This window comes from Bacillus sp. FSL K6-6038, from assembly GCF_038050455.1.
In the GTDB taxonomy this organism is placed as follows: Bacteria; Bacillota; Bacilli; order Bacillales; family Bacillaceae_G; genus Bacillus_A; species Bacillus_A pseudomycoides.
Window position 1 is genome coordinate 5155936 of sequence record NZ_JBBOUH010000001.1, and the last position, 22969, is coordinate 5178904.

A 22969-nucleotide genomic window follows, 5' to 3' on the forward strand; every position below is an offset into this window, starting at 1 on the left:
ATATATAACGGCCTGTTTAAAAAAATCCATACTATTCATTATAAACAAAACTCCAACAAATATGCTACAAAAAAAACGGGAAACTTTCACGAGCAATCGATAAAAGTGATTACAGACCAGTATTTACAAGATTAACCTGTAGGGACTATATAAAGTGAAACTTTAATCAGTGGGGATTTCCTCTCATTTTCTCCTTCTGGTCTCACTCGGCATGGAGCTAAAAAAGGCACTGGCCGCTTCTATGCACGGCTAGATGCTCTCTCTCCCGCCTAAAAGAGGGGGGATATCGTTTTATTTCGGAAGCATATGCGCGCCATGTAATACATACCTAATCTGCATTTCTGTATATTCCTCTAATGTATAAAGTTTTTGCAGGGCCCAGCGTCTAAATCCCCACATTTGTCCTTGAATGAAAATATTATGAGCCAGCAGTTGAATTTCCTTTTTCGTTAATGTAAATGTGCCATTTTTCGTACACTGTTCTAAAATATTTTCAAACATTCCCACCATTTGAAACTCTTTTTCTAGTACATATGGAAGAGACTCTTTCGGTAAAAAACGAACTTCTTGATACATAATTAATACTTCTTCTTGCAACTCATCCATTACTTTAAAATAATTCGTAATGGCTACCCTTAAACTTTCAACGCTTCCTTTTTCCGTGCAGACCACTTCTTCTAATCGTTCTTTTACATGTTCATAAATACTATCACATACTAAATACAACACATCATCTTTCGTACGGATATATTCGTAAAGTGTCCCAATACTAAACCCGGCCGCTTTTGCAATTTCCCTCGTTGTTGTACGAGGAAATCCCTTTTGCTTAAAGAGCTGCACCGCTCCTTTAATCATCTGCTCGCGCCTTAGTGCAACCAATTTCTCATCCTTTACAGACGCATGCACATTGTGCTTAACCATCCTCTTCACCTCTCTCTACCATTTGGAAGGAAAAAGCGTAGGAAAATACCTACGCTTTTTCTCTTATTTCGTTAACATGCGAGAAATTACAAGCCTTTGAATCTCTTGTGTTCCCTCATAAATTTGCGTAATCTTTGCATCACGCATGAACCGTTCTACCGGGTAATCTTTCGTATAACCGTAACCACCAAATACTTGTACTGCTTCCGTCGTTACTTTCATCGCTGTATCCCCAGCAAACACCTTTGACATCGCTGATTCTTTTCCGTACGGAAGTCCTTCTGATTCTAGCCAAGCAGCTTGGTATGTTAATAGGCGTGCTGCCTCTACACTTGTCGCCATATCTGCTAATTTAAAACCAATTCCTTGCTGCGCAGCAATTGGCTTTCCAAACTGATGCCGTTCTCTTGCATACTCCACAGAAGCATCTAAAGCTCCTTGCGCAATACCAACAGCTTGCGCCGCAATACCGTTACGACCACCGTCTAGCGTCTGCATTGCAATTTTGAACCCTTGTCCTTCTTCGCCAAGTAAATTTTCAGCAGGAATACGGCAGTCTTCAAACATGATTTCTGTTGTTGGTGAAGAGCGGATCCCAAGCTTGCTCTCTTTCTTACCAACTGAAAATCCTAGCGCATCGCTTTCTACAATGAATGCACTTGTGCCGCGCTGCTTTGATTCTGGATCAGTCAATGCAAAGACAACATAAATATCAGCAATGCCGCCATTTGTAATAAAAATCTTAGAACCATTTAAAATGTAGTGATCGCCATCTCGCTTCGCTGTCGTTCTCATTCCGCCTGCATCTGAACCAGAACCTGGCTCTGTTAAACCGTATGCACCAATTTTCTTCCCTTCCGCCATCGGGCGTAAAAACTTTTGTTTTTGTTCCTCTGTTCCAAATTTAAAAATGGGCCAACCAGCAAGCGAAGTATGAGCAGATAACGTGACACCTGTCGAAGCGCAAACACGGGATAACTCTTCTACAGCAATCACATACGCTAAGTAATCGCTTCCAATCCCGCCGTATTCTTCAGGCCATGGAATTCCTGTTAAACCAAGGTCCGCCATTTGGTCAAATAAAGCGCGGTCAAATCGTTCTTCTTCATCTCGCTCCGCTGCTGTCGGCGCCACTTCATTTCTCGCAAAATCTCGAACCATTTTTCGTATCATTTCATGCTCTTCTGATAATTTAAAATCCATGTTCCTTCCCCTCACTCTCTCTTCTCTTTATAATGCTCGGCTAATAACAAGCCGCTGTATTTCACTCGTTCCTTCATAAATCTCACAAATTTTTGCATCACGGAAAAATCGCTCAACTGGATAATCTTTCGTATAGCCGTAACCGCCAAATACTTGTACTGCTTCAATTGCGACATCCACCGCTGTTTTCGAAGCAAACAGCTTTGCGATAGATGCTTCCTTCCCGCAAGGAAGTCCCTGTGCCCTAAGCGATGCCGCTCTATATACAAGTAACCTCGCAGCTTCTACGCTCGTAGCCATATCCGCCAGTTTAAAGCCCAGTCCTTGCTGCGCGGCAATTGGCTTTCCAAATTGCTGACGCTCCTTCGCATAATCCACTGCACATGCTAGCGCTGCCTCGGCGATGCCAAGTGCCTGTGCTCCAATACCAATGCGACCAACATCTAAATTCGCCATCGCTACTTTAAAACCTTGTCCTTCTTCACCAAGCAGGTTTTCTACTGGTACTTTCATATCTTCAAATGTTAATTGCACTGTACGAGAACCAAGCAGTCCCATCTTATGTTCGTCTTTTCCAACGATTAAGCCTTGTGTATCTTTCTCTACAATAAACGCAGAAATTCCGCTCTTCCCTGCATCTGGATTCGTAGAAGCAAACACGATATATGTATCCGCCTCGCCACCGTTTGTAATAAATACTTTCGAACCGTTAATGACATAGTAATCACCTTGCTTTACGGCTCTTGATTTTAAGCTACCTGCATCTGATCCCGCATTTGGCTCAGTTAAAGCAAATGCACCTAAATATTCACCCGTCGCTAGTTTAGAAACATATTTTTGCTTTTGTTCTTCTGTTCCAAAATATAAAATTGGGTTTGTTCCAACCGATGTGTGTACCGCCAAAATAACACCAATTGTCGCGCTCACCTTTGATAATTCCTCAATAGCTAAAATGTAAGAAATGAAATCCATTTCCGCACCGCCATATTTCGCTGGTGCTGGAATCCCCATAAGTCCAAGTTCACCCATTTTCTTCAAAATCTCTCTAGGAAACACCCCTTGTTCCATCTCTGGAACAAAGGGAGCGATTTCCTTTTGTGCAAAATCTCGAACCATTTTCCTCATCATCTGCTGCTCTTCTGTAAAACGAAAATTCATATGCCCCGCCCCCATTTGCGATATATCTTTTTTCAACCACCTGGTAAGACCACTACTTTGTAAAAAAGAGGGAGACCTACCCTTGCTTTCTATTCGTATACGTAGAAACCACGACCTGTTTTTCGACCTAACCAACCAGCATTTACATATTTACGTAATAACGGACATGGGCGATACTTACTATCTCCTAGTCCTTCATGCAGAACCTCCATAATGTACAAACACGTATCTAGACCAATAAAATCTGCTAATGTTAACGGCCCCATTGGATGATTCATACCGAGCTTCATCACTTCATCAATTGCTTCTTTTGTTGCGACGCCTTCATATAGCGTATAAATCGCTTCATTAATCATCGGTAATAAAATACGGTTGGAAACAAATCCAGGGAAATCATTTACTTCAACTGGTACTTTTCCGATTTTCTTTGTAATGTCTTCGATTGTTTCGTATACTGCATCATCTGTTGCAAGACCCCGAATGATTTCAACAAGCTTCATAACCGGAACTGGATTCATAAAGTGCATCCCAATTACTTTCTCTGGTCTTTTCGTTACCGCTGCAATTTCTGTAATTGGTAAAGACGATGTATTTGTCGCCAAAATCGCATGTTCTGGTGCAATTTCATCTAAATTCGCGAAAATTTTCTTTTTAATATCCATTTTCTCAACGGCTGCCTCAATAACAAGATCTGCTTCTTTTACACAATTTAATTCAAGCGTCGCTGTAAGACGATTTAAAGTTACTTCCTTTGACTCTTCATCCATGCGTCCTTTTTCTACTTGGCGTGCTAAGTTTTTTGTAATAATGGATAATCCCCGATCTAATTGCTCTTGTTTCAAATCCTGCATATATACGTCATATCCTGCCATCGCACATACTTGTGCAATACCTGAACCCATTTGCCCCGCACCGATTACAACAATTTTTTGCACACTCATTTTTTCTCCCCCTTTTTATTAATGAACTTCAATCATAATCGCGTCGCCTTGACCACCGCCGCTGCAAATCGATGCAATTCCAATGCCGCCGCCGCGCTGCTTCAGTGCATGAATAAGCGTTACAATAATCCGTGCCCCGCTTGCTCCAATTGGATGTCCCATCGCAACCGCGCCACCGTTTACGTTAATTTTTCCCGGATCAATTCCTGCAATATTTGCGCTCGCAATTGCAACTGCTGCAAAGGCTTCGTTAATCTCAAATAAGTCAATCTCATCCACTGTCTTACCTGTTTTCTTCAAAAGCTCATTAATCGCATACCCTGGTGTTCTTGGGAAATCTTTCGCTTCTACCGCAATTGCTGTATGTGCTAAAATCGTCGCTAACGGTTTTCTTCCTTCTTGCTGCGCTCTGTCCTCGCTCATTAATACAAGCGCCGCGCCGCCATCATTTAACCCTGGTGCATTTCCAGCCGTTACTGCCGCTGTTTTATCAAATACAGGCTTTAGCTTTGCTAGCTTTTCAACTGTTGTATCTTCGCGCGGCGCTTCATCTTTTGTAACAACAATCGGCTCACCTTTTCGCTGCGGTACAGATACTGGTACGATTTCCTCTTCAAATCGTCCTTCCTTCTGCGCAGAAACTGCACACTGATGACTGCGATATGCCCATTCATCTTGCACTTCGCGAGAGATTCCGTCCTCCTTCGCGACTTCTCCGCCATACACACCCATATGTACGCCAGAAAATGAACACGTTAAGCCATCTACTACATTTAGATCGGCAACTTGATTATGTCCCATCCGGTATCCCCATCGTGCACCTTGTAAAATATAAGGACTATTGCTCATCGATTCCATTCCGCCTGCTACAATAAGCGTTTGATCTCCAGTACGAATAATTTGATCAGCCATTGTTACAGCACGAAGACCAGATGCACAAACTTTATTCACTGTTTCTGTACGAGTTTCCCAAGGAAGTCCAGCTTCTCTCGCCGCTTGGCGCGAAGGAATTTGCCCCTGTCCTCCTTGAATCACCGCTCCGAATATAACTTCTTCAACATCATTTGCAGCAACATCCGCTCGCTCAAGCGCAGCTTTAATCGCAATTCCTCCAAGTTCCGTTGCTTTTACATCCTTTAAAGATCCCCCAAACTTTCCAACCGGTGTTCTTGCAGCACTTAAAATAACTGTTCTTACCACGTTTATTTCCCCCATTTCTTTTTTCGGCGCTGAGCGCCCGCTCGATACTCCTACGCTGAGAAGAGGTGCAAATCTTGCACCTCTTTCTAAAGTTGTATGGATTCTTACGTATTACATAACTTCTTTTTTAGACCCAATTACAGAGCGTTCTAAAATCTCTGTTACATCAAGTGTCTGAACTTGCTCTTCTACTTCTTTTGCTTTCGTACCGTCACTAATCATCGTTAGGCAGTACGGGCATCCCGTACCAATGATTGACGGTTTCACAGCAAGTGCTTGTTCTGTACGTGCAACGTTAATGCGCGAACCTGTTGTTTCTTCCATCCACATAAGTCCGCCGCCTGCACCGCAGCACATGCCTGTTTCACGATTACGCTCCATTTCAACAACTTTCACACCTGGAATTGCTTTTAAAATACTGCGCGGTGCTTCATATACTTCGTTGTATCTTCCTAAATAACAGGAGTCATGATACGTAATCGTCTCTTCAATACGGTGAACCGGCTCTAATCGTCCTTCTTTCACCCACTGTGCTAATAATTCTGTATGGTGATAGACTTCTGCTTGTAGGCCAAAGTCTGGATACTCATTTTTAAATGTGTTATAGGCATGCGGATCAATCGTAACGATTTTCTTCACGCCTGCTTTTTCAAATTCTTCAATGTTCTTTGTGGCCATCTCTTGGAATACAAATTCGTTTCCAAGGCGGCGCGGCGTATCTCCCGAGTTCTTTTCTTTATTACCAAGAATCGCAAAGGAAATGCCCGCTTTATTCATCAGCTTCGCAAATGATATCGCAATTTTCTGACTGCGGTTATCATAAGATCCCATGGAGCCTACCCAGAATAAATATTCGAACTCTTCGCCAGCCTTTGTTTTCTCTTTCACAGTTGGAACGGTTACTTCATCATCGCCTTGGCGCCACGTTTCACGCTCTTTACGGTTCAGCCCCCACGGATTCCCTTGGCGCTCAATATTTGTCATCGCACGCTGCGCTTCTGGATCCATTTTTCCTTCTGTTAAAACGAGATAACGACGTAAATCAATAACTTTGTCAACGTGTTCATTCATAACTGGGCATTGATCTTCACAGTTACGGCACGTTGTACATGCCCAAATCTCTTCTTCTGTAATGACGTCTCCGATTAAACTTGGATCATAAGCAAGTGCTGTAGCAGCCGATTCTTGTTGCCCTTGCCCCGCTGCCATCATCGCTAACTGATTTCCTTGTGTATTGTTAAACGCAACCGCCGGAACCCATGGAGCCCGTGATGTTACCGCTGCCCCCTTATCCGTTAAGTGATCGCGAAGTTTTAAAATTAAATCCATTGGTGACAATATTTTGCCCGTTCCTGTTGCCGGGCACATATTTGTACAGCGCCCGCACTCTACACAAGCGTATAAATCAATAAGCTGCGTCTGTTTGAAATCCTCAATTTTCCCAACGCCGAATGTTTCTTGTGTCTCATCTTCAAAATCAATTTTTTCAAGTTTCCCTGGATTAGAAAGGCGAGTAAAGAATACATTAACAGGTCCGGCAATTAAATGTGCGTGTTTTGATTGTGGTACATAAACTAAAAACGTTAACAAAATAAGTAGATGCACCCACCAAGAGAAATAGAACACAGAAATGGCTGCGGTTTCATTTATTCCTGAGAAAACGTAAGCGATTCCAGAAGCGATTGGTTCGCTCCACGAAAGCTCTTCGCCGTGCCATATAATGCCCATTCCGTTACCAAGTAGTACAGAAAGCATTAAGCCTCCGATAAAAATAAGAACAAGGCCTGATTTAAAATTACGTTTTAAACGAACAAGTTTTTCAACGTATCTTCTATGAAAAGCCCAAAAAACTGCGATTAAAATCATAAGTGTGATAATTTCCTGGAAGAATGTAAATGCAGGGTATAGTGGTCCAAGTGGAAGATGTGATCCTGGTGCTAATCCTTTCCAAACGAAGTCAATTGCTCCAAATTGGACAAGAATAAATCCGTAAAAAAACATAACGTGCATGATACCGCTTTTTTTATCTTTCAGCAATTTTTTTTGACCGAAAACGTTAACCTTAAGAATATCCCACCTCTCTTTAAAGCGGCGATCAAATTCTACTTTTTTTCCTAATTGTATGTAGGCCATCCTTGTTCGTATCAAATATACAAACAAATATCCAGCATAAGCAATAACAGCAATGGCAGCCAGCCAATTAATGATCAGTAAACTATTCATTTTTATGATACCCCTCTCTTTGTAAGCCCTCTTTCTTTTAGAATCTTCGAAAATAAATAATTTTCTGAATTATATCCCCTATTCCCATTATATAATGAGTGAGCATTCAGTCAACAGTTTTTTGTTATACAACACAACATTTTTTCATAAAGCTGTTTATTTAGGTGAAACTATAAGAATGAATTCTCAGGAGGTAATTTGATAATGGTCTTTTTATCTCTCTTACTAATATGCTTAGTCATATGGGTCTCAGTCGACTTTTTACTTGGAAGAAAACATCATTTTAAAAAAATAAAGTCCCGCCCTTTTCCCTTACGACGTAGCAATTTTAAATTGTATACATGGGGAACAAATTTATACAATGATTTATTTCTGGATATAAAGGGGGCAAAGCATCATATACATATTTTATTTTTCATTGTCAAAAATGATGAAATTAGTCAAACCTTTTTACAGCTTCTCACTGAAAAAGCCAAACAAGGTATAGAAGTACGTCTCCTTCTCGATCGTATAGGAAGCCATCATTTATCAGATGAAGCCATTCGCTCACTCAGGCAACATGGTGTATCTTTTTCATATTGTCATAAAATCAAGATCCCTTTTCTCTTTTTTTCTGCAAACCAAAGAAATCATAGAAAAATTACGATTATCGATGGGAAAATTGGTTATATTGGAGGTTTCAACATTGGAGAAGAATATTTAGGGCATGATCCTGAATTGGGCCTTTGGCGTGATTATCATTTACGCCTGACTGGCGAAGGCGTACAAGATTTACAAAAACAATTTTTGCACGATTGGCGCGATGATACAAATGAAGATTTATTAGAAGAAGCATCATTTTTTCCTAAACAGATGCCAGGTCCTATGCTACACCGCTTTATCCCAACAGACGGTGCCTATTTACAGGAAACATTTGTATCACTTATTGAAAGTGCAAAAGAGGAATTATATATCGGGACACCCTATTTCATTCCGGGAAAAATAGTAATGAATGCATTATTACAAGCAAAAAAACGAGGTGTTCGCATTACGATTCTCGTTCCTAAAAAAGCAGATCACCCACTCGTTCGCGAAGCTAAATTACCATACTGCCGGAAATTGATGAGGGCAGGGTGTAATATTTATGAATTTCAACAAGGATTTTTTCACGCGAAAATTATTATGGTAGATAATCATATTTGTGATATCGGAACAGCTAATTTTGATATGAGAAGTATATACATCAATCATGAAATAAATTGTCTCCTGTATGACTCAGCTTTTATACAAGAAATTAAGGTGCAAATTAGCAAAGATATTGAGGGGTCTACATTGCTTACTTGGAAAGATGTTTCCTCTCTCTCCCTTGTCGATAAAGGAAAAGAATGGATTGGGACGTTACTAGCGTTTTTCTTATGAAATGAAACTTTTATAATTAAATAATAAATAACGGGGGTAGGACAGATGATTATGCGCTTTGGGTATGTCTCACATGCAGTCGCTTTGTGGGACTGCTCCCCTGCTAAAACAATGACATTTACAACGTGGAAAAAGCTTGGTAAACAGGAACGAGAAGAAAAATTATATAATATTACAATGCAAAACCTTATGCATACATTACGTATCCTGCATTACAATATCGCACATGAAATTCCATTATACCGATTATCATCTTCTATCGTCCCACTCGCAACCCATCCTGAAGTTGATTTTGATTATATCGATATATTTACACCCTTTTGGCGTAAGATGGGGAAATTAATTCGAGAGCATAACTTACGAGTCAGCTTTCATCCAAATCAGTTCACATTATTTACAAGTGAAAAACCTCATATTACAGATAATGCGGTTTTAGATATGACATATCACTATAACGTATTAGATGCAATGGGATTAGCAGACTCTTCCTACATTAATATCCATATTGGAGGTGCATACGGCAACAAAGAGAAAGCTTTACTACGCTTTCATGAAAACTTAAAAAAGCTCTCTTTCCATATCAAGCAGCAAATGACACTTGAAAATGATGATAAAACATATACAGCTTCTGAAACATTAGCTGTTTGTAAGCAAGAAAGAATCCCTTTTGTATTTGATTATCATCATCACATGGCAAATCTTTGTGATGAACCGTTAGAGGAACTACTACCAGCTATTTTCGAAACGTGGAATCATACACATACAGTTCCTAAAGTCCATATTTCTTCACCAAGGTCAGAAAAGGAATTTAGAGCTCACGCTGACTATATTGATGCTGCATTTATAAAACCTTTTTTACACGTTGCCAAGGCAGTGAATCAAGATTTCGATATCATGATTGAAAGTAAACAAAAAGATTTAGCACTTTTTCAATTAATAGATGAACTCGCTTCTATAAGAGGAGTGAGACGAATAAGCGGTGCAGCGTTACAATGGTAATTGTAACGCTGTTTCACGATTCTCTTCTCTTTGGTGTGATTGCCGAAGGTGTTAAGAGCAAGGAATAATAATCATTCTTACATACCTAAACCTTTGACTACATTCAAGAGCTTTGAATTATCTAACACTTTTATCCCTAACAAAAATAAAGAACCCGTATACGGGTTCTTTATTTTTATCTTAATGTTCAAATGGTAAATCTGAAGCTAATTGTACTTGTTCTTGTTGATTTGTTAATGCGTGATCTTGACTTACTCCGAATGTAATGCCAGCTAGCATCGCCATTACCATTAAACCGCATGCAAGAAACTTTTTCATCACTCATCACCCTATGTTCTATTTTCTCTAAATATATCATGAAATAATTTCTAAAAAAATGCAATTATGCATATCCTCGTATAATTTCGTTATTTAAAAATAAAGCTTTACTTAGCGGGAAAATGTTGTCTGTTCGCCATAGCCAGACAATTCCTTTTCCGCTAACAATGTTTCTTTATAAGAATGTAAATCTAGTAGATCAAAAAATAATAAAGCTTTTTCATAAACAAATGTAATTTCACTTGGCGGATAGGTTAATTTCTCTAAGCACTCTCCCTTTTGATAGTACAGTTGTCCAAGGAGGTTCATACTCCCTATAAAGCGCGATGTTTCAATTGCTTTTTCTACTTGCTGAAGCGCTTTCTCATATTCATCATTTAAGTATAAAGCTTTTGCATAATTATATCGAACCTTAACAACGAAATCCTGATCGCTCTGTAATGACTCCAGCTGATTTAAAATATCTTGAAATAATGTAATAGCTTTTTCTAAATGATTATTTTCTGCATAAATACTAGCAATCGAATTTTCAATATATAAGTTTTGAAACACATCCACTCCACCATATTGCTGATGCATTATATTTTTCAGCTCTAAAATGCAGTATTTAAAATTAACTTTCTTTAAAACATAAGAGGATAAATGATAATACCATAGAAGAAACTGCTTAAATTCTGGGTGACATTCTTCTTTTTTAAGTTCCTCTGACACAATTTTATGAATTTCATCATACCGCTTCTTCTTAGACAATAATTGAATCTGATCCTTAAACTGTTTCTTTCTTTCAATATCAGAATAAATGAGCACTTCATAAAAATGAATGATGGGAACTCTTAGCTTTGCTGCAATTCCTTGGAGTATATCCATACTTGGATATACTGAACCTGCTTCAATTCTGCTCACTTCTGATTGATGACATATATTATCAGATAACTGTTTTTGTGTTAAACCTCTTAACATTCTAATTTTCTTTATTTCCGCTCCCAGCTTTGCTGCGTGCATAATTGTTCACCATCCCATTACAGAAATCTAACTTCCGAAGTTGTCATACCACTACAATACTGGTTTTCGACAATTTTTGACATGAAACATTGCATAATATGTATCATTTAGCAAACTTTTCTTGTAAATCATCTTATACAAATACAATACTCGTAGTGTTAGAGATGAATGATAGAAAAGTTGCTAGTGTATTCCTTGTTTTTGGTCTACTCTATCCTTTATCAATGGAAGCAATTCTCGTGCCCCAGAAATTGATAAAAGTGAAGCGAACGTTGAAGTTGCTCAACCTAGTTTCATAATTAGTACATAAACTGAACCACAAAACGTCACAGTGGGAAATATCGCTAAAAATACTTAAAAGTTGAAGTACAAGAGGTTAACGCGTAACAAAAACAAGTTACCACTGAAAAAATGTTGATTTTCAACCTACAAACAAAAAGGCAAAAGAAAATCAAGCCGAAGTACGTCTTTCCCAAACATATGAAAATAACAAAATATATGGTCAAGACATCATTGCTCAAGTAGATAAACATGGGGTAATTAAGACAATTAGTGGTAAAGTTGTCCAAAATCTAGAACAGCAACCTAATCTTACTATACCAAACTTTTTGTCGAAAAATGAAGTAAAATCTGTATTATGCAATATTCCAACACAGATACTCCTTCTTAGCAACAGTAAATAATACGGAGAATAATAGAAAAAGATGTTTACCACTATAACCGGTAAACATCTTTTTTTATATCCAGCCCTTTTCTTCCGCAATCGCAATTGCTTCAATTCGGTTTTTCGCATTTAATTTTGTTAACACATCTGAAATATAATTCCGTACAGTACCAGATGAAAGATACAGTGTCTTGGCAATTTCATTTGCTGTTTTTCCTTCTTTCGCTAATAGAAGTACTTCTTTCTCACGATCTGATAATGGATTTTGTTCTTGCCATAACCCAAACATTAATTCAGGGGAAATCTCTCGTTTCCCTTGCATTACATTACGGATTGCGGCTGCTAAATCTTCACTTGGGCTATCTTTTAATAAATACCCGTGAACACCCGCTTTCATTGCTCTTTCAAAATATCCTGGACGTGCAAATGTCGTTAAAATCATTACCTTACATAATGATTTTTTCTTTTGCAATTCCTCTGCAACATCTAAACCACTTTGAATCGGCATTTCAATATCCATAATACTTATATCTGGCTGCAACTTTTCAATTAATTTTAAAGCTTCTTCACCATTCTCCGCCTGCCCTACCACTTCAATGTCGTCTTCTAAATCAAGCAGAGCTCCGAGCGCTCCCCTAAGCATTCGTTGATCCTCAGCAATGATGATTCTAATCATGCTCTCACCTCATCTTTTCCTGTTCTAATTACAATTGGAACCTTCACCGTTAACATCGTCCCAGGATGCGTTTCATCTAGTTCAAGTGCTCCATCAATAAGTGCAAGCCGTTCTTTCATACCTAAAATGCCATTCCCATCATGACTTTGTGCTTGTAATCCCACTCCATTATCTTTCACCTGCAAAACCAGTTCTCCTTGCGTTTCAAATAAAGAAACCGTACATTCCGTCGCCTTACTATGCTTTACAACATTCGTTACTGCTTCTCGTAAACACATCCCTAAAATATTTTGCTCAAGTGGCGATAATGCACCAGAACTCGCTTTCTGCTTTACCTCTAGTGAAATATTAGCAGCTTGCAGAATCGCCTTTATTTGCTCAAGCTCTTCCTCAATAGTAATCATCCGCATATCAGAAATTAATTCACGCAGCTGCTTTAAAGCTGTGCGCGATGTTTGCGTAATTTCCTTCGCTTCTATACTTGCACGCTCTGGATTTTTTACAATCAGCTTCTCAACAAGCTGGCTTTTTAAAGTAATGAGGGATAACGTATGTCCTAAAGTATCGTGAAGGTCTCTGGCGATTCGCTGACGTTCTTCACGTTTTACTAGATCTTTAATTTGTTCGTTTGCTTCACTTAACTGGTTCCTTAACACCTTTTTTTGATTAAAACTACGCATAGCAAAAGGCATCAGAAGCATCATAATAAACATTGGTACAGCACCTAAAAAAGATGTCAACGAAAAATCATTTCTGTATACAAATATGAATGTGATAACGGTTAGTACTAATAAAGAAAATAGTATTCGGAATGATTTCTTTGTAGGTGCAAATGCTATTGCATTTGCAGTAAAAAAGCCTAAATAAATAAGATATGGATTATAAAAAAAACCTAACACAAATGCGATGATCATTTGTATACATGCCCATATCATAAATGTCTTTTGCACAAAATAAAGTTGTCGGTATGCCAAAACAAAGATTACTAGCATACCGCTTCCTAACAATAGTTTCCAACCAGTTTCTTGTAGTAATGTGTAGATTGGAAACGCTAAATATACAAGCCATATATACGGGAAGAATCCCATATGTTTCGGAAAAATCTCAAACTTCTTCTCCATCATTTATACCGCTTCCTGTCTTTTTCTTATATATATTGATATTACAACAAATATAAGGAAATAACCTCCTAAAATCGCGATATTCTCCCAGCCTATAGATTTCCCCGCTACAATATCCCATGCCCCGCTTCCGAAGTGATATGTTGGTGTCCACTCTCCAATTGTTCTTAGCACTTTCGGAAACACTTCAATCGGCATCCATAAACCGCCTAGTACTGCTAAACTCATATTTAAAATGTTTGCGAGACCAGAAGCTGCATCTGCTTTCTTAATTGAACCTACAATCGTTCCAAGTGCTAAAAACGGCGTCACACCTATTAATAGCCATAATCCAGCACCAATCCATTGCCCGATCGTTAATTCCACGTTATTGATTAGTATGCCTGCAATAAAGATCACAAGTATTGAAAAAGCATTTACCACTGTTTGAGAAATAATTTTAGCTGTTAAATATGCTCCCTCTGGAAGTGGTGTAATTTTTAAAAGATGTGTCCATCCCTGCCCTTTTTCTTGAGAAAGTCTCACACCAAAACTAAAAAGTGCCGTTCCTACAATACTGAAAGTAGCCATCGAAATTAAATAGTGCGCTTTCCAAGCATCTCCGTTCTGCGGTACTTGAATGACATTTGTAAAAATGTAATAAAACAGAACTGGCATTAATAATGAGAAAAAGATAAATAATTTATTGCGAAACGTACGTAAGATTTCTATTTTACATTGCATCCATAAGGCTTTCATACAATTCCCTCCTTCTGATTTGCGACAAACTGTTCAAACGCTTCATCAAGACTTCCTCGTTCAACTGAGATATCTGTAACAGGTAAATTCTCTTTATAAATTGCTTGCAACGTAGCATCCGTATCATCTGTTGTGAGAATAACACGCGGTTCATGAAACTGTACTGCTGTAACATGCGGTAACCCCTTCAGCAAGTCTGTTGGAATTTTTTCTTTTGTGTAAAATGAAATGGTTTTTCGAGAAATCGTTGCTTTCATTTCCTCCGGAGTTCCATCAGCAATGATTTCTCCGTTTGCAAATAGTAAAATTCGATCTGCTAACACATCTGCTTCTTCTAAATAATGCGTTGTCAAAATAATCGTTTTCCCTTCACTCGCTAGCTTTCGAATCGTTTCCCAGAAAGCCTTTCTAGATGTAATGTCCATTCCTACAGTCGGTTCATCTAAAAATAATAAATCTGGGTTTCCAGCAAGTGCGAGTGCAAAGTTTAATCTTCTTTTTTGACCACCTGATAATTTTTCACAACGCTGCCTTTTTTCCGATTCTAAATTTGATAACTGAAGTAATGTTTCTTTTGCAACTGGATTCGTATAATAGCTGCGAAATAGATCAATTGCTTCCTCCACTGATATACTATCGATAACACTCACCTCTTGTAGCATTGCACCGAGGCGATTACGAACTGCTCGCTGCTTGGGACTCTTTCCGAATATAGAAACACTTCCTTCTGATGGATCCTTTAATCCAAGCATCATTGAGATTGTTGTTGTTTTCCCTGCACCGTTTGGCCCAAGAAGTGCAACAATCTGCCCCTTCTCCACATGAAATGAAACGTTATTTACAGCCTTTTTATGTTTAAATGTTTTTGAAACACCATTTACTTCAATAATCTTTCCCATCTTGCCACCTCCACTGTTCCTTATATTTACATTGTATAAATTGGAAGAGCTGGAAAACAGTAAAATACGTCATGATATGAATATGACAATTGTCATGAAGTTCCTATGAAACCCGTCAAGGCGCCTTAAAAAGTATACTAACCGTACGCCAGTAGCAGGACAAAAATAAACATGATACAATCGTGTAAGATATATATTCGAGGAAGGACAGTGGTTTTTTTTATGATCATCCGTAATGAGAAGGATTTAGAAGGTTTACGAAAAATCGGCCGCGTTGTTGCGCTTGCACGCGAAGAGATGAAAAAACAAGCAAAGCCAGGTATGACAACGAAAGAGCTTGATTTGATCGGTAAAAAAGTATTAGATGAGCACGGTGCTATTTCTGCACCTGAAAAAGAATATGATTTCCCAGGTGTAACTTGTATTAGTGTAAATGAAGAAGTTGCACACGGTATTCCAAAAGATCAAGTATTAAAAGAAGGCGACTTAGTAAATGTTGATGTATCTGCGGCACTTGACGGTTATTATGCAGATACAGGTATCTCTTTTGTTCTTGGGCAAGATGAAGAAAAAGAAAAACTTTGCCAAGCAGCAGTAGATGCATTTTGGGCAGCAATGAAAAAAGTAAAAGCTGGTTCGAAACAAAACCAAATCGGTCGTGCTGTTTCTAACTTTGCTCATAAAAATGGCTATGCCGTTATCCAAAACTTAACAGGGCATGGCATCGGTCTTAGCTTACACGAAGCACCAAATCACATTCTAAGCTACTACGATCCAATGGATAATGCACTTCTTAAAGATGGTCTTGTTATCGCTGTAGAGCCTTTCATTTCTATGAAAGCAGACCATATTATTGAACGCGGCGATGACGGTTGGACATTTGTAACACCAGATAAAAGCCTTGTTGCACAATGTGAACATACAGTCGTCGTAACACGCGGTGAGCCGATTATTTTAACTGAACTGTAAGGGATAAAAGGAATGCAAGTGGCATTCCTTTTTCTATACAAAAAAAAGAGAAATCACACTGATTTCTCTTCTTTTCATATGGATGCCTTACATCTAATGATAATTATCATGAAATGTGGAAACATGACAATTATCATGTTCAAAAGGTTCAAGCATGAGAAAAAGAAATCTCACCATGGATTTCTTTTTCTCTACATATTCTAAAGCTTGGGTACACTAGACATGCAATTTAGGGGCTTTTAAAACAAGAAAGCGAACCTTTGTCTAAAATAATAGCACATACATCCTCTCTAAAAATATGCATATATGCATATGAAATGATTCTACTTTTATTTCTCAACTTGAATTAATTGAAAATACAAAAAACAGGAGATAGAATAGAGTCGTTATCCGTCTTCTTTTGTCAGTCAGATAGAATAGAAGAATAGGAGAGGAATATATGAAGAGAACATTGAAACAAAAAATAGTAAGCTCTTTGCTTGCTGCAACATTCGCTGTCAGCTTAGCTCCAATTGGACAAGCAAAAGCTGACTCCCCGTCAGAAACGATCAAAACTCCACCTATTACAGGACAAGTTAATGCTAACCGTGCAATCGAACACGTCCGTTTTTTATCAGAAACAATTGGCCCGCGCCCTGGTGGAACACAATCAGAAAAATGGGCTTCTCGCTATGTTGGGATGCAATTACAGTCAATGGGATATGAAGTAGAATATCAGCCATTTGCTGTACCCGATCAATATGTAGGATTTATTGATTCTCCTTTATCACGTTCAAAAAATTGGCAAGCAGGCGCCGCCCCAAATGCTTTAATTTCTACTGAGGCTGTCACCGCTCCTCTTATTTTTGTGCCGAATGGGACAAAATTAGAGGAAATTCCAAATGAAGTAAACGGAAAAATTGTCTTATTTGAAAGAGGTGCAACAGTAGCAGACTACAACAAACAAGTAGAAAATGCCGTTGCAAAAGGTGCAAAAGGCGTTCTCTTATATAGCCTAATTGGCGGCCGCGGCAACTATGGCCAAACTTTCAATCCAAGATTAACGAAAAAACAGTCCATCCCTGTATTTGGTCTTGCTTATGCACAAGGTAATGCCTTCAAAGAAGAATTAGCAAAAAAGGGAAGTACAATCCTTTCTTTAAAAGCACGACATGAATCAAACTTACAATCTCTAAATGTTATCGCGAAAAAGAAACCGAAAAAGAGCACTGGAAATGAAAAAGCTGTTATTGTAAGTTCACATTATGACAGCGTTGCCGGAGCACCAGGAGCAAATGATAATGCTTCTGGAACAGGGTTAGTATTAGAACTAGCTCGCGCATTTCAAAATGTAGAAACTGACAAAGAAATCCGATTTATTGCTTTCGGTTCAGAGGAAATGGGGTTGCTTGGTTCAGAGCACTACCTTGACAACTTATCTCAAAAAGAACGCGATCGTATTCTAGGCGTTTTTAATGCTGATATGGTTGCTACAAACTATGATAAAGCAAAAAATTTATATGCAATGACTTCAGATGGATCTACGAATCTTGTAACTGATGCTGCACTAAATGCTAGTAAACAATTAAATAATGATCTTGTTCTGCAAGGAAAGTTTGGTTCTAGTGACCATGTGCCATTCGCTTATGCTGGCATCCCTGCCGCTCTATTCATCTGGATGGGAGTAGATAGTTGGGATCCACTCATCTATCATATTGAAAAGGTATACCATACGCCGCAAGATAACGTTCTAGAAAACATCTCACCTGAACGTATGAAAATGGCTTTAGATGTCATTGGCACTGGTGTTTATGATGTTCTGCAAAAACCGGCGGTACAAACAGGGCAGAAAGCTGCTTAATTATCACCAAATCCACTCACTCCAAAGTGATGGCTTTTTTTGTTAAAAAAATAAATAAATATGCATAAAAGCATATTTATTTCAAGATATTATCATGTATAATACTTAATATAACAATAACTAAATATAACAATAATGATTATACTTGATAAGAAGGCATTTCTATTATAAAAAAACGATTCTTGTAGGTGTATTAACTTTTGCTGGACAGGAGCTACTGCTGCAACCATTCAAGAACAAAACTTTACAAAATACTATTTCTAATTTCGCCATAGAAAAACCCCCTTCAGGTTGCATTCTTCCCTTCACTTTATCGTGAAGTTTTTTTGAATATCTACCTAAAGGGAGTAATATCAATAGTAATTTTTTAATTTGTCTGCTACTCAGATTACAGTGTAATCAATAATCTAAAGCTTTTTTATTATTTTATTCGTTGTCGAGTGAATAGAATTCCACCTAAAACGAATAATATCATACCTACAACGATTGAAATCATTTCCGCTGATGTTCCTCCTGTATTAGGAAGCATTGATGTCGGCTTATCATTTTCTTCAGTAGGTGGAACTTTTGAATCGTTATTTGTGTTTGGATCTTTTGGATCTTTTGGATCTACACCTGTTTCGTCTTTGATTTTTGTATTCGTGATGTCATAACCTTTTACTTCGGATTGATATCCATTTACCGGTTGTTCTTTCACTTCATACTTATATGCCTTACCTTCGGCATCATATGCCGCTAAATCTTTGAATTCATACTTCCAACCGCTTGCTTCACTTACTTCTTGTGTCGCAAGCACTTTGCCATTTTGTAGTAAGTCTACTTTGATCATTGCCGGACGATCTTTCGCATTGTCGTCTTTCCATGTCTTCGTTCCTTCTACTTTTGTTTGGCTTACTTTTGTATTCATGATGTCATAACCTTTTACTTCGGATTGATATCCATCTACCGATTGTTCTTTCACTTCATACTTGTATGCCTTACCTTCGGCATCGTATGCCGCTAAATCTGTAAATGCATATTTCCAACCGCTTGCTTCGCTTACTTCTTGCGTTGCAATCACTTTACCATTTTGTAGTAGGTCTACTTTGATCATTGCCGGACGATCTTTCGCATTATCGTCTTTCCATGTCTTCGTTCCTTCTACTTTTGTTTGGCTTACTTTTGTATTCGTGATGTCATAACCTTTTACTTCGGATTGATATCCATCTACCGATTGTTCTTTCACTTCATACTTGTATGCCTTACCTTCGGCATCGTATGCCGCTAAATCTGTAAATGCATATTTCCAACCGCTTGCTTCGCTTACTTCTTGCGTTGCAATCACTTTACCATTTTGTAGTAGGTCTACTTTGATCATTGCCGGACGATCTTTCGCATTATCGTCTTTCCATGTCTTCGTTCCTTCTACTTTTGTTTGGCTTACTTTTGTATTCGTGATGTCATAACCTTTTACTTCGGATTGATATCCATTTACCGGTTGTTCTTTCACTTCATACTTATATGCCTTACCTTCGGCATCATATGCCGCTAAATCTTTGAATTCATACTTCCAACCGCTCGCTTCACTTACTTCTTGTGTCGCAAGCACTTTGCCATTTTGTAGTAGGTCTACTTTGATCATTGCCGGACGATCTTTCGCATTATCGTCTTTCCATGTCTTCGTTCCTTCTACTTTTGTTTGGCTTACTTTTGTATTCGTGATGTCATAACCTTTTACTTCGGATTGATATCCATCTACCGGTTGTTCTTTCACTTCATACTTGTATGCCTTACCTTCGGCATCGTATGCCGCTAGGTCTGTAAATGCATATTTCCAACCTGTTGCTTCGCTTACTTCTTGCGTCGCAATCACTTTACCATTTTGTAGTAGGTCTACTTTGATCATTGCCGGACGATCTTTCGCATTGTCGTCTTTCCATGTCTTCGTTCCTTCTACTTTTGTTTGGCTTACTTTTGTATTCGTGATGTCATAACCTTTTACTTCTGTTTTATATCCGTCTACTTTTTGTTCTTTCACTTCATACTTATATGCTTTTCCTTCAGCATCGTATGCCGCTAAGTCTGTAAATGCATATTTCCAATCGCTTGCTGCGCTCACTTCTTGCGTCGCAATCACTTTACCATTTTGTAGTAGGTCTACTTTGATTGTTTCTGGACGTCCTTCACCATTTCCGTCCTTCCACGTCTTCGTTCCTTCTACTTTTGTTTGGCTTACTTTTGTATTCGTGATGTCATAACCTTTTACTTCTGTTTTATATCCGTCTACTTTTTGTTCTTTCACTTCATACTTATATGCTTTTCCTTCAGCATCGTATGCTGCTAAGTCTGTAAATGCATACTTCCAACCGCTTGCTGCGCTCACTTCTTGCGTCGCAATCACTTTACCATTTTGTAGTAGGTCTACTTTGATTGTTTCTGGACGTCCTTCACCATTTCCGTCCTTCCACGTCTTCGTTCCTTCTACTTTTGTTTGGCTTACTTTTGTATTTGTAATGTCATACCCTTTGACTTCTGATTGATATCCATCTACCGGTTGTTCTTTTACTTCATACTTATATGCTTTTCCTTCGGCATCGTATACCGCCAGATCTTTGAATTCATACTTCCAACCTTTTTCCGCTGTTACTTCTTGTGTTGCGATTACTTGGTCGTTTTGTAGTAATTCTACTTTGATCGTCTTCGGACGATCTGGTGCGTTATCGTCTTTCCATGTTTTCGTTCCTTCTACCTTTGTTGTTTGTACCACTTTTGTATTCGTAATATCATAACCATTTACTTCTGTTTGATATCCATCTACCGGTTGTTCTTTTACTTCATACTTATACGCCTTACCTTCGGCATCATATGCCGCTAAATCTTTGAATTCATATTTCCAACCGCTTGCTTCTGTTACTTCTTGCGTTACGATCACTTTATCATTTTGTAGTAAGTCGACTTTAATTGTTTTCGGACGATCTTTCGTATTATCGCCTTTCCATGTTTTTGTTCCTGCAATGGATGTAGTTTTCACTTTATTTGGAATTGGCAACTTAACTCCATTTACAACACCTGATTTAACTTCGAAACTTACTTTTGCTTGAGGATCGAAATCAACATAGTCTGGAGCTGAAACCTCTTGCACATAATATTTACCTGGTTGTAAATTAGGAATTTCGATTATACCTTGCCCATCTGTTGTATATACATCTCCAACTTGTTCACCCGACTCTTTATACAACTTAAATGAAACATTCGGTATGAATTTATCTTCATTCCCTTCAAGATACTTAACAATTTTTAGCGTTCCTTTTGAAGGCAAGTCACCTTCAGCACCACCGCCAGCTGTCATATTTTCGACTGGGTAACTACCCGATTCAGTAACTGGGTCTTTGTGCAGAACTTGGTAATCAATCGTATAATCATTCTTAAAAAACTCTTGCTTCTTTCCGGCTTCCGTTATAGTAGATGTATAACCAATCGAAAAGGAGGCAAGACGTGCTTTATCCTTATAAAGCACAACTTTAAATGATTTGTCACCAGTAAAGGTAATCGTTCCGTAACGTTGCTTTTCAAACTCTTGTAGCGTTAAAGATCGACGACCTATATAATCATCAATAATTATATAGAAACTATCCTTATTAAGTGTTTGACCTTTCTGTAAATTATCAGTCACAACAATATCGCGACTTAACTCTTCTTTATTTAAGTTTATATTCAAGAACCAACGTACTTCATTGTCCTTACCTGAGTTCATATCACCAGTTTTATAAAAAAACGGTGGCTTTCCAGGATCTGTACCACCACCACCGCTTGGGCCGGTAATTGTTACAGATTGCTTATCTACATTTGTACCGAAATTGGTTTCAATCTCTTTCTTTTGATCCGTTCCTACATTAGCGGCTTCCACGTAAAAGTTTAAATACCCTTTAATATTTTGATGTGTACTCACTCTATCATTAAATGTACATACCACAGTACCTGCAGTGACTTTACAAGTACCATAGTCATCTAATAGAAACTCTCTATCTAATCCTTTTAATTCTGGAGGCAGCGTTAATGTTAGTGTATCTCCAGGCTTTAGCCTAAGTCCATTTTTTTCACTGAAGTTTACAGTTACTTTAGTCCGTTCTGTGGTCTGTAGATTTGTTTTACCAATCTGAAAACTATCCACAAACCCTGCTGTATTTAACTCTTGTGCATTTGCTACTATACCTAAAAAACTCTGACCTATAGTAAACATAAAAATCATTATAATCGAAAAAATCGAAGTTATTCTTTTTAAATACATGCTTTATGTTATCCTCCCTATAAAATTAAATGTTGCTAGATTCTGGTACAAACATACTATGACAAAGATTCTATTATTCAATGTCATTAAGCTATTTTATTTAAATATGTTTGATAGCTATTATCATCTTTTTCTATTTTTTCAACTCTTCTATTGTTTAGAAACTTGAAATTTGCTTTTTATATAGATTCATCTAATTTCTCCCACATGTCTAAACTGTGTTATTTCTGGTCTATATTGTTTACCAAAAATAGATAAGGGAAAGGACAAACTTTGATAAAGGAATTCCAATTACAAATACACATGAATGGGCCATAGAACAACTTCAGAGTCAGGAGAAGACAATTCAACAAGCATTCACGATAAAACTCATGACAGTCATTCGTCTTATTATGCCGTAGAGTTTCCTAAATTTCTTCATATCTAGCGCAA

Annotated in this window: 17 protein-coding genes and 1 pseudogene; 5 read left to right on the forward strand and 13 right to left on the reverse strand. The window is 38.1% G+C overall.

Annotated elements, in window-relative coordinates; genetic code table 11:
• Positions 1-291 precede the first annotated feature (291 nt).
• The 6 genes from NSQ40_RS27145 to NSQ40_RS27170 all read right to left on the reverse strand — a co-directional run bounded on the left by NSQ40_RS27145 (position 292) and on the right by NSQ40_RS27170 (position 7646).
• Positions 292-921, reverse strand: a complete 630-nt coding sequence (locus NSQ40_RS27145) for a TetR/AcrR family transcriptional regulator (RefSeq protein WP_018764915.1) — start codon at positions 919-921, stop codon at positions 292-294.
• Between the two features lie 63 nt (positions 922-984).
• Positions 985-2124, reverse strand: a complete 1140-nt coding sequence (gene acdA, locus NSQ40_RS27150; protein ID WP_003202333.1) for an acyl-CoA dehydrogenase AcdA — start codon at positions 2122-2124, stop codon at positions 985-987.
• 27 nt (positions 2125-2151) lie between these two features.
• Positions 2152-3282 carry an acyl-CoA dehydrogenase gene (locus NSQ40_RS27155; protein ID WP_033796586.1) on the reverse strand — a complete coding sequence of 377 codons (1131 nt, stop codon included), beginning with the start codon at positions 3280-3282 and terminating at the stop codon, positions 2152-2154.
• Positions 3283-3371: 89 nt separating this feature from the next.
• The gene (locus tag NSQ40_RS27160) at positions 3372-4223 is read right to left on the reverse strand and encodes a 3-hydroxybutyryl-CoA dehydrogenase (protein ID WP_003202329.1); all 852 of its coding nucleotides are present in this window, start codon (positions 4221-4223) and stop codon (positions 3372-3374) included.
• Positions 4224-4241: 18 nt separating this feature from the next.
• Positions 4242-5525, reverse strand: a complete 1284-nt coding sequence (locus NSQ40_RS27165) for an acetyl-CoA C-acetyltransferase (RefSeq protein WP_097786662.1) — start codon at positions 5523-5525, stop codon at positions 4242-4244.
• Between the two features lie 9 nt (positions 5526-5534).
• Positions 5535-7646, reverse strand: a complete 2112-nt coding sequence (locus NSQ40_RS27170) for a (Fe-S)-binding protein (protein WP_033796588.1) — start codon at positions 7644-7646, stop codon at positions 5535-5537.
• A 204-nt stretch (positions 7647-7850) separates the two neighbouring features.
• Between NSQ40_RS27170 and cls the strand changes: the two genes are divergently transcribed.
• Together cls and uvsE are read left to right on the forward strand one after the other, a co-directional pair.
• Positions 7851-9044 carry a cardiolipin synthase gene (cls, locus tag NSQ40_RS27175; protein WP_341286162.1) on the forward strand — a complete coding sequence of 398 codons (1194 nt, stop codon included), beginning with the start codon at positions 7851-7853 and terminating at the stop codon, positions 9042-9044.
• A 45-nt stretch (positions 9045-9089) separates the two neighbouring features.
• Positions 9090-10043 carry a UV DNA damage repair endonuclease UvsE gene (uvsE, locus tag NSQ40_RS27180; RefSeq protein ID WP_033796590.1) on the forward strand — a complete coding sequence of 318 codons (954 nt, stop codon included), beginning with the start codon at positions 9090-9092 and terminating at the stop codon, positions 10041-10043.
• Between the two features lie 180 nt (positions 10044-10223).
• Here uvsE and NSQ40_RS27185 read toward each other — a convergent pair whose 3' ends face one another.
• Together NSQ40_RS27185 and NSQ40_RS27190 are read right to left on the reverse strand one after the other, a co-directional pair.
• Positions 10224-10361, reverse strand: a complete 138-nt coding sequence (locus NSQ40_RS27185) for a quorum-sensing peptide PapR (protein WP_033796591.1) — start codon at positions 10359-10361, stop codon at positions 10224-10226.
• A 111-nt stretch (positions 10362-10472) separates the two neighbouring features.
• Complete coding sequence (locus tag NSQ40_RS27190) at positions 10473-11363, reverse strand: helix-turn-helix domain-containing protein (RefSeq protein WP_003202316.1); 891 nt, start codon at positions 11361-11363, stop codon at positions 10473-10475.
• A 164-nt stretch (positions 11364-11527) separates the two neighbouring features.
• Here NSQ40_RS27190 and NSQ40_RS27195 point away from each other — a divergent pair.
• Positions 11528-12010 (forward strand): annotated as a pseudogene (locus NSQ40_RS27195) (M4 family metallopeptidase); the annotation flags it as partial.
• Between the two features lie 90 nt (positions 12011-12100).
• Here NSQ40_RS27195 and NSQ40_RS27200 read toward each other — a convergent pair.
• From NSQ40_RS27200 to NSQ40_RS27215, 4 genes are read right to left on the reverse strand one after another with little or no spacing between them, the layout of a single operon-like run.
• Positions 12101-12703 (reverse strand): response regulator transcription factor, encoded by a 603-nt coding sequence (locus NSQ40_RS27200; protein WP_033796592.1) that lies wholly within the window; start codon positions 12701-12703, stop codon positions 12101-12103.
• Entirely contained in the window at positions 12700-13827 is a 1128-nt protein-coding gene (locus NSQ40_RS27205) for a sensor histidine kinase (RefSeq protein WP_003202311.1), read from the reverse strand. The genes NSQ40_RS27200 and NSQ40_RS27205 overlap by 4 nt, the downstream gene beginning before the upstream one ends.
• Positions 13828-14562, reverse strand: coding sequence for an ABC transporter permease (locus NSQ40_RS27210; RefSeq protein ID WP_033796593.1), 735 nt, complete (start codon positions 14560-14562; stop codon positions 13828-13830).
• Positions 14559-15461 (reverse strand): ABC transporter ATP-binding protein, encoded by a 903-nt coding sequence (locus NSQ40_RS27215; protein ID WP_003202308.1) that lies wholly within the window; start codon positions 15459-15461, stop codon positions 14559-14561. The genes NSQ40_RS27210 and NSQ40_RS27215 overlap by 4 nt, the downstream gene beginning before the upstream one ends.
• Positions 15462-15632: 171 nt before the next feature.
• On the opposite strand from NSQ40_RS27215, the gene map reads away from it, so the two are divergent.
• On the forward strand, positions 15633-16430 hold the full coding sequence (gene map, locus NSQ40_RS27220) for a type I methionyl aminopeptidase (RefSeq protein ID WP_026008493.1): 798 nt from the start codon (positions 15633-15635) through the stop codon (positions 16428-16430).
• Between the two features lie 439 nt (positions 16431-16869).
• Positions 16870-18270: a M28 family metallopeptidase gene (locus NSQ40_RS27225; RefSeq protein ID WP_003202305.1), complete on the forward strand. Its 1401-nt coding sequence runs from the start codon at positions 16870-16872 to the stop codon at positions 18268-18270.
• A gap of 421 nt (positions 18271-18691) precedes the next feature.
• On the opposite strand, the gene NSQ40_RS27230 is transcribed toward NSQ40_RS27225, so the two are convergent.
• The gene (locus NSQ40_RS27230) at positions 18692-22537 is read right to left on the reverse strand and encodes a Cna B-type domain-containing protein (RefSeq protein WP_341286163.1); all 3846 of its coding nucleotides are present in this window, start codon (positions 22535-22537) and stop codon (positions 18692-18694) included.
• Between the last annotated feature and the right edge of the window lie 432 nt (positions 22538-22969).

What these genes read in the sequence shown, in the direction of transcription:
- NSQ40_RS27205 (WP_003202311.1), bottom strand. Translation starts at nt 13,827, where the DNA reads ATGATGGAGAAGAAGTTTGAGATTTTTCCGAAACATATGGGATTCTTC.
- NSQ40_RS27215 (WP_003202308.1), bottom strand. Translation starts at nt 15,461, where the DNA reads ATGGGAAAGATTATTGAAGTAAATGGTGTTTCAAAAACATTTAAACAT.
- NSQ40_RS27145 (WP_018764915.1), bottom strand. Translation starts at nt 921, where the DNA reads ATGGTTAAGCACAATGTGCATGCGTCTGTAAAGGATGAGAAATTGGTT.
- NSQ40_RS27190 (WP_003202316.1), bottom strand. Translation starts at nt 11,363, where the DNA reads ATGCACGCAGCAAAGCTGGGAGCGGAAATAAAGAAAATTAGAATGTTA.
- NSQ40_RS27170 (WP_033796588.1), bottom strand. Translation starts at nt 7,646, where the DNA reads ATGAATAGTTTACTGATCATTAATTGGCTGGCTGCCATTGCTGTTATT.
- NSQ40_RS27230 (WP_341286163.1), bottom strand. Translation starts at nt 22,537, where the DNA reads ATGTATTTAAAAAGAATAACTTCGATTTTTTCGATTATAATGATTTTT.
- NSQ40_RS27155 (WP_033796586.1), bottom strand. Translation starts at nt 3,282, where the DNA reads ATGAATTTTCGTTTTACAGAAGAGCAGCAGATGATGAGGAAAATGGTT.
- acdA (WP_003202333.1), bottom strand. Translation starts at nt 2,124, where the DNA reads ATGGATTTTAAATTATCAGAAGAGCATGAAATGATACGAAAAATGGTT.
- cls (WP_341286162.1), top strand. Translation starts at nt 7,851, where the DNA reads ATGGTCTTTTTATCTCTCTTACTAATATGCTTAGTCATATGGGTCTCA.
- NSQ40_RS27185 (WP_033796591.1), bottom strand. Translation starts at nt 10,361, where the DNA reads ATGAAAAAGTTTCTTGCATGCGGTTTAATGGTAATGGCGATGCTAGCT.
- NSQ40_RS27200 (WP_033796592.1), bottom strand. Translation starts at nt 12,703, where the DNA reads ATGATTAGAATCATCATTGCTGAGGATCAACGAATGCTTAGGGGAGCG.
- uvsE (WP_033796590.1), top strand. Translation starts at nt 9,090, where the DNA reads ATGATTATGCGCTTTGGGTATGTCTCACATGCAGTCGCTTTGTGGGAC.
- NSQ40_RS27225 (WP_003202305.1), top strand. Translation starts at nt 16,870, where the DNA reads ATGAAGAGAACATTGAAACAAAAAATAGTAAGCTCTTTGCTTGCTGCA.
- NSQ40_RS27160 (WP_003202329.1), bottom strand. Translation starts at nt 4,223, where the DNA reads ATGAGTGTGCAAAAAATTGTTGTAATCGGTGCGGGGCAAATGGGTTCA.
- NSQ40_RS27210 (WP_033796593.1), bottom strand. Translation starts at nt 14,562, where the DNA reads ATGAAAGCCTTATGGATGCAATGTAAAATAGAAATCTTACGTACGTTT.
- map (WP_026008493.1), top strand. Translation starts at nt 15,633, where the DNA reads ATGATACAATCGTGTAAGATATATATTCGAGGAAGGACAGTGGTTTTT.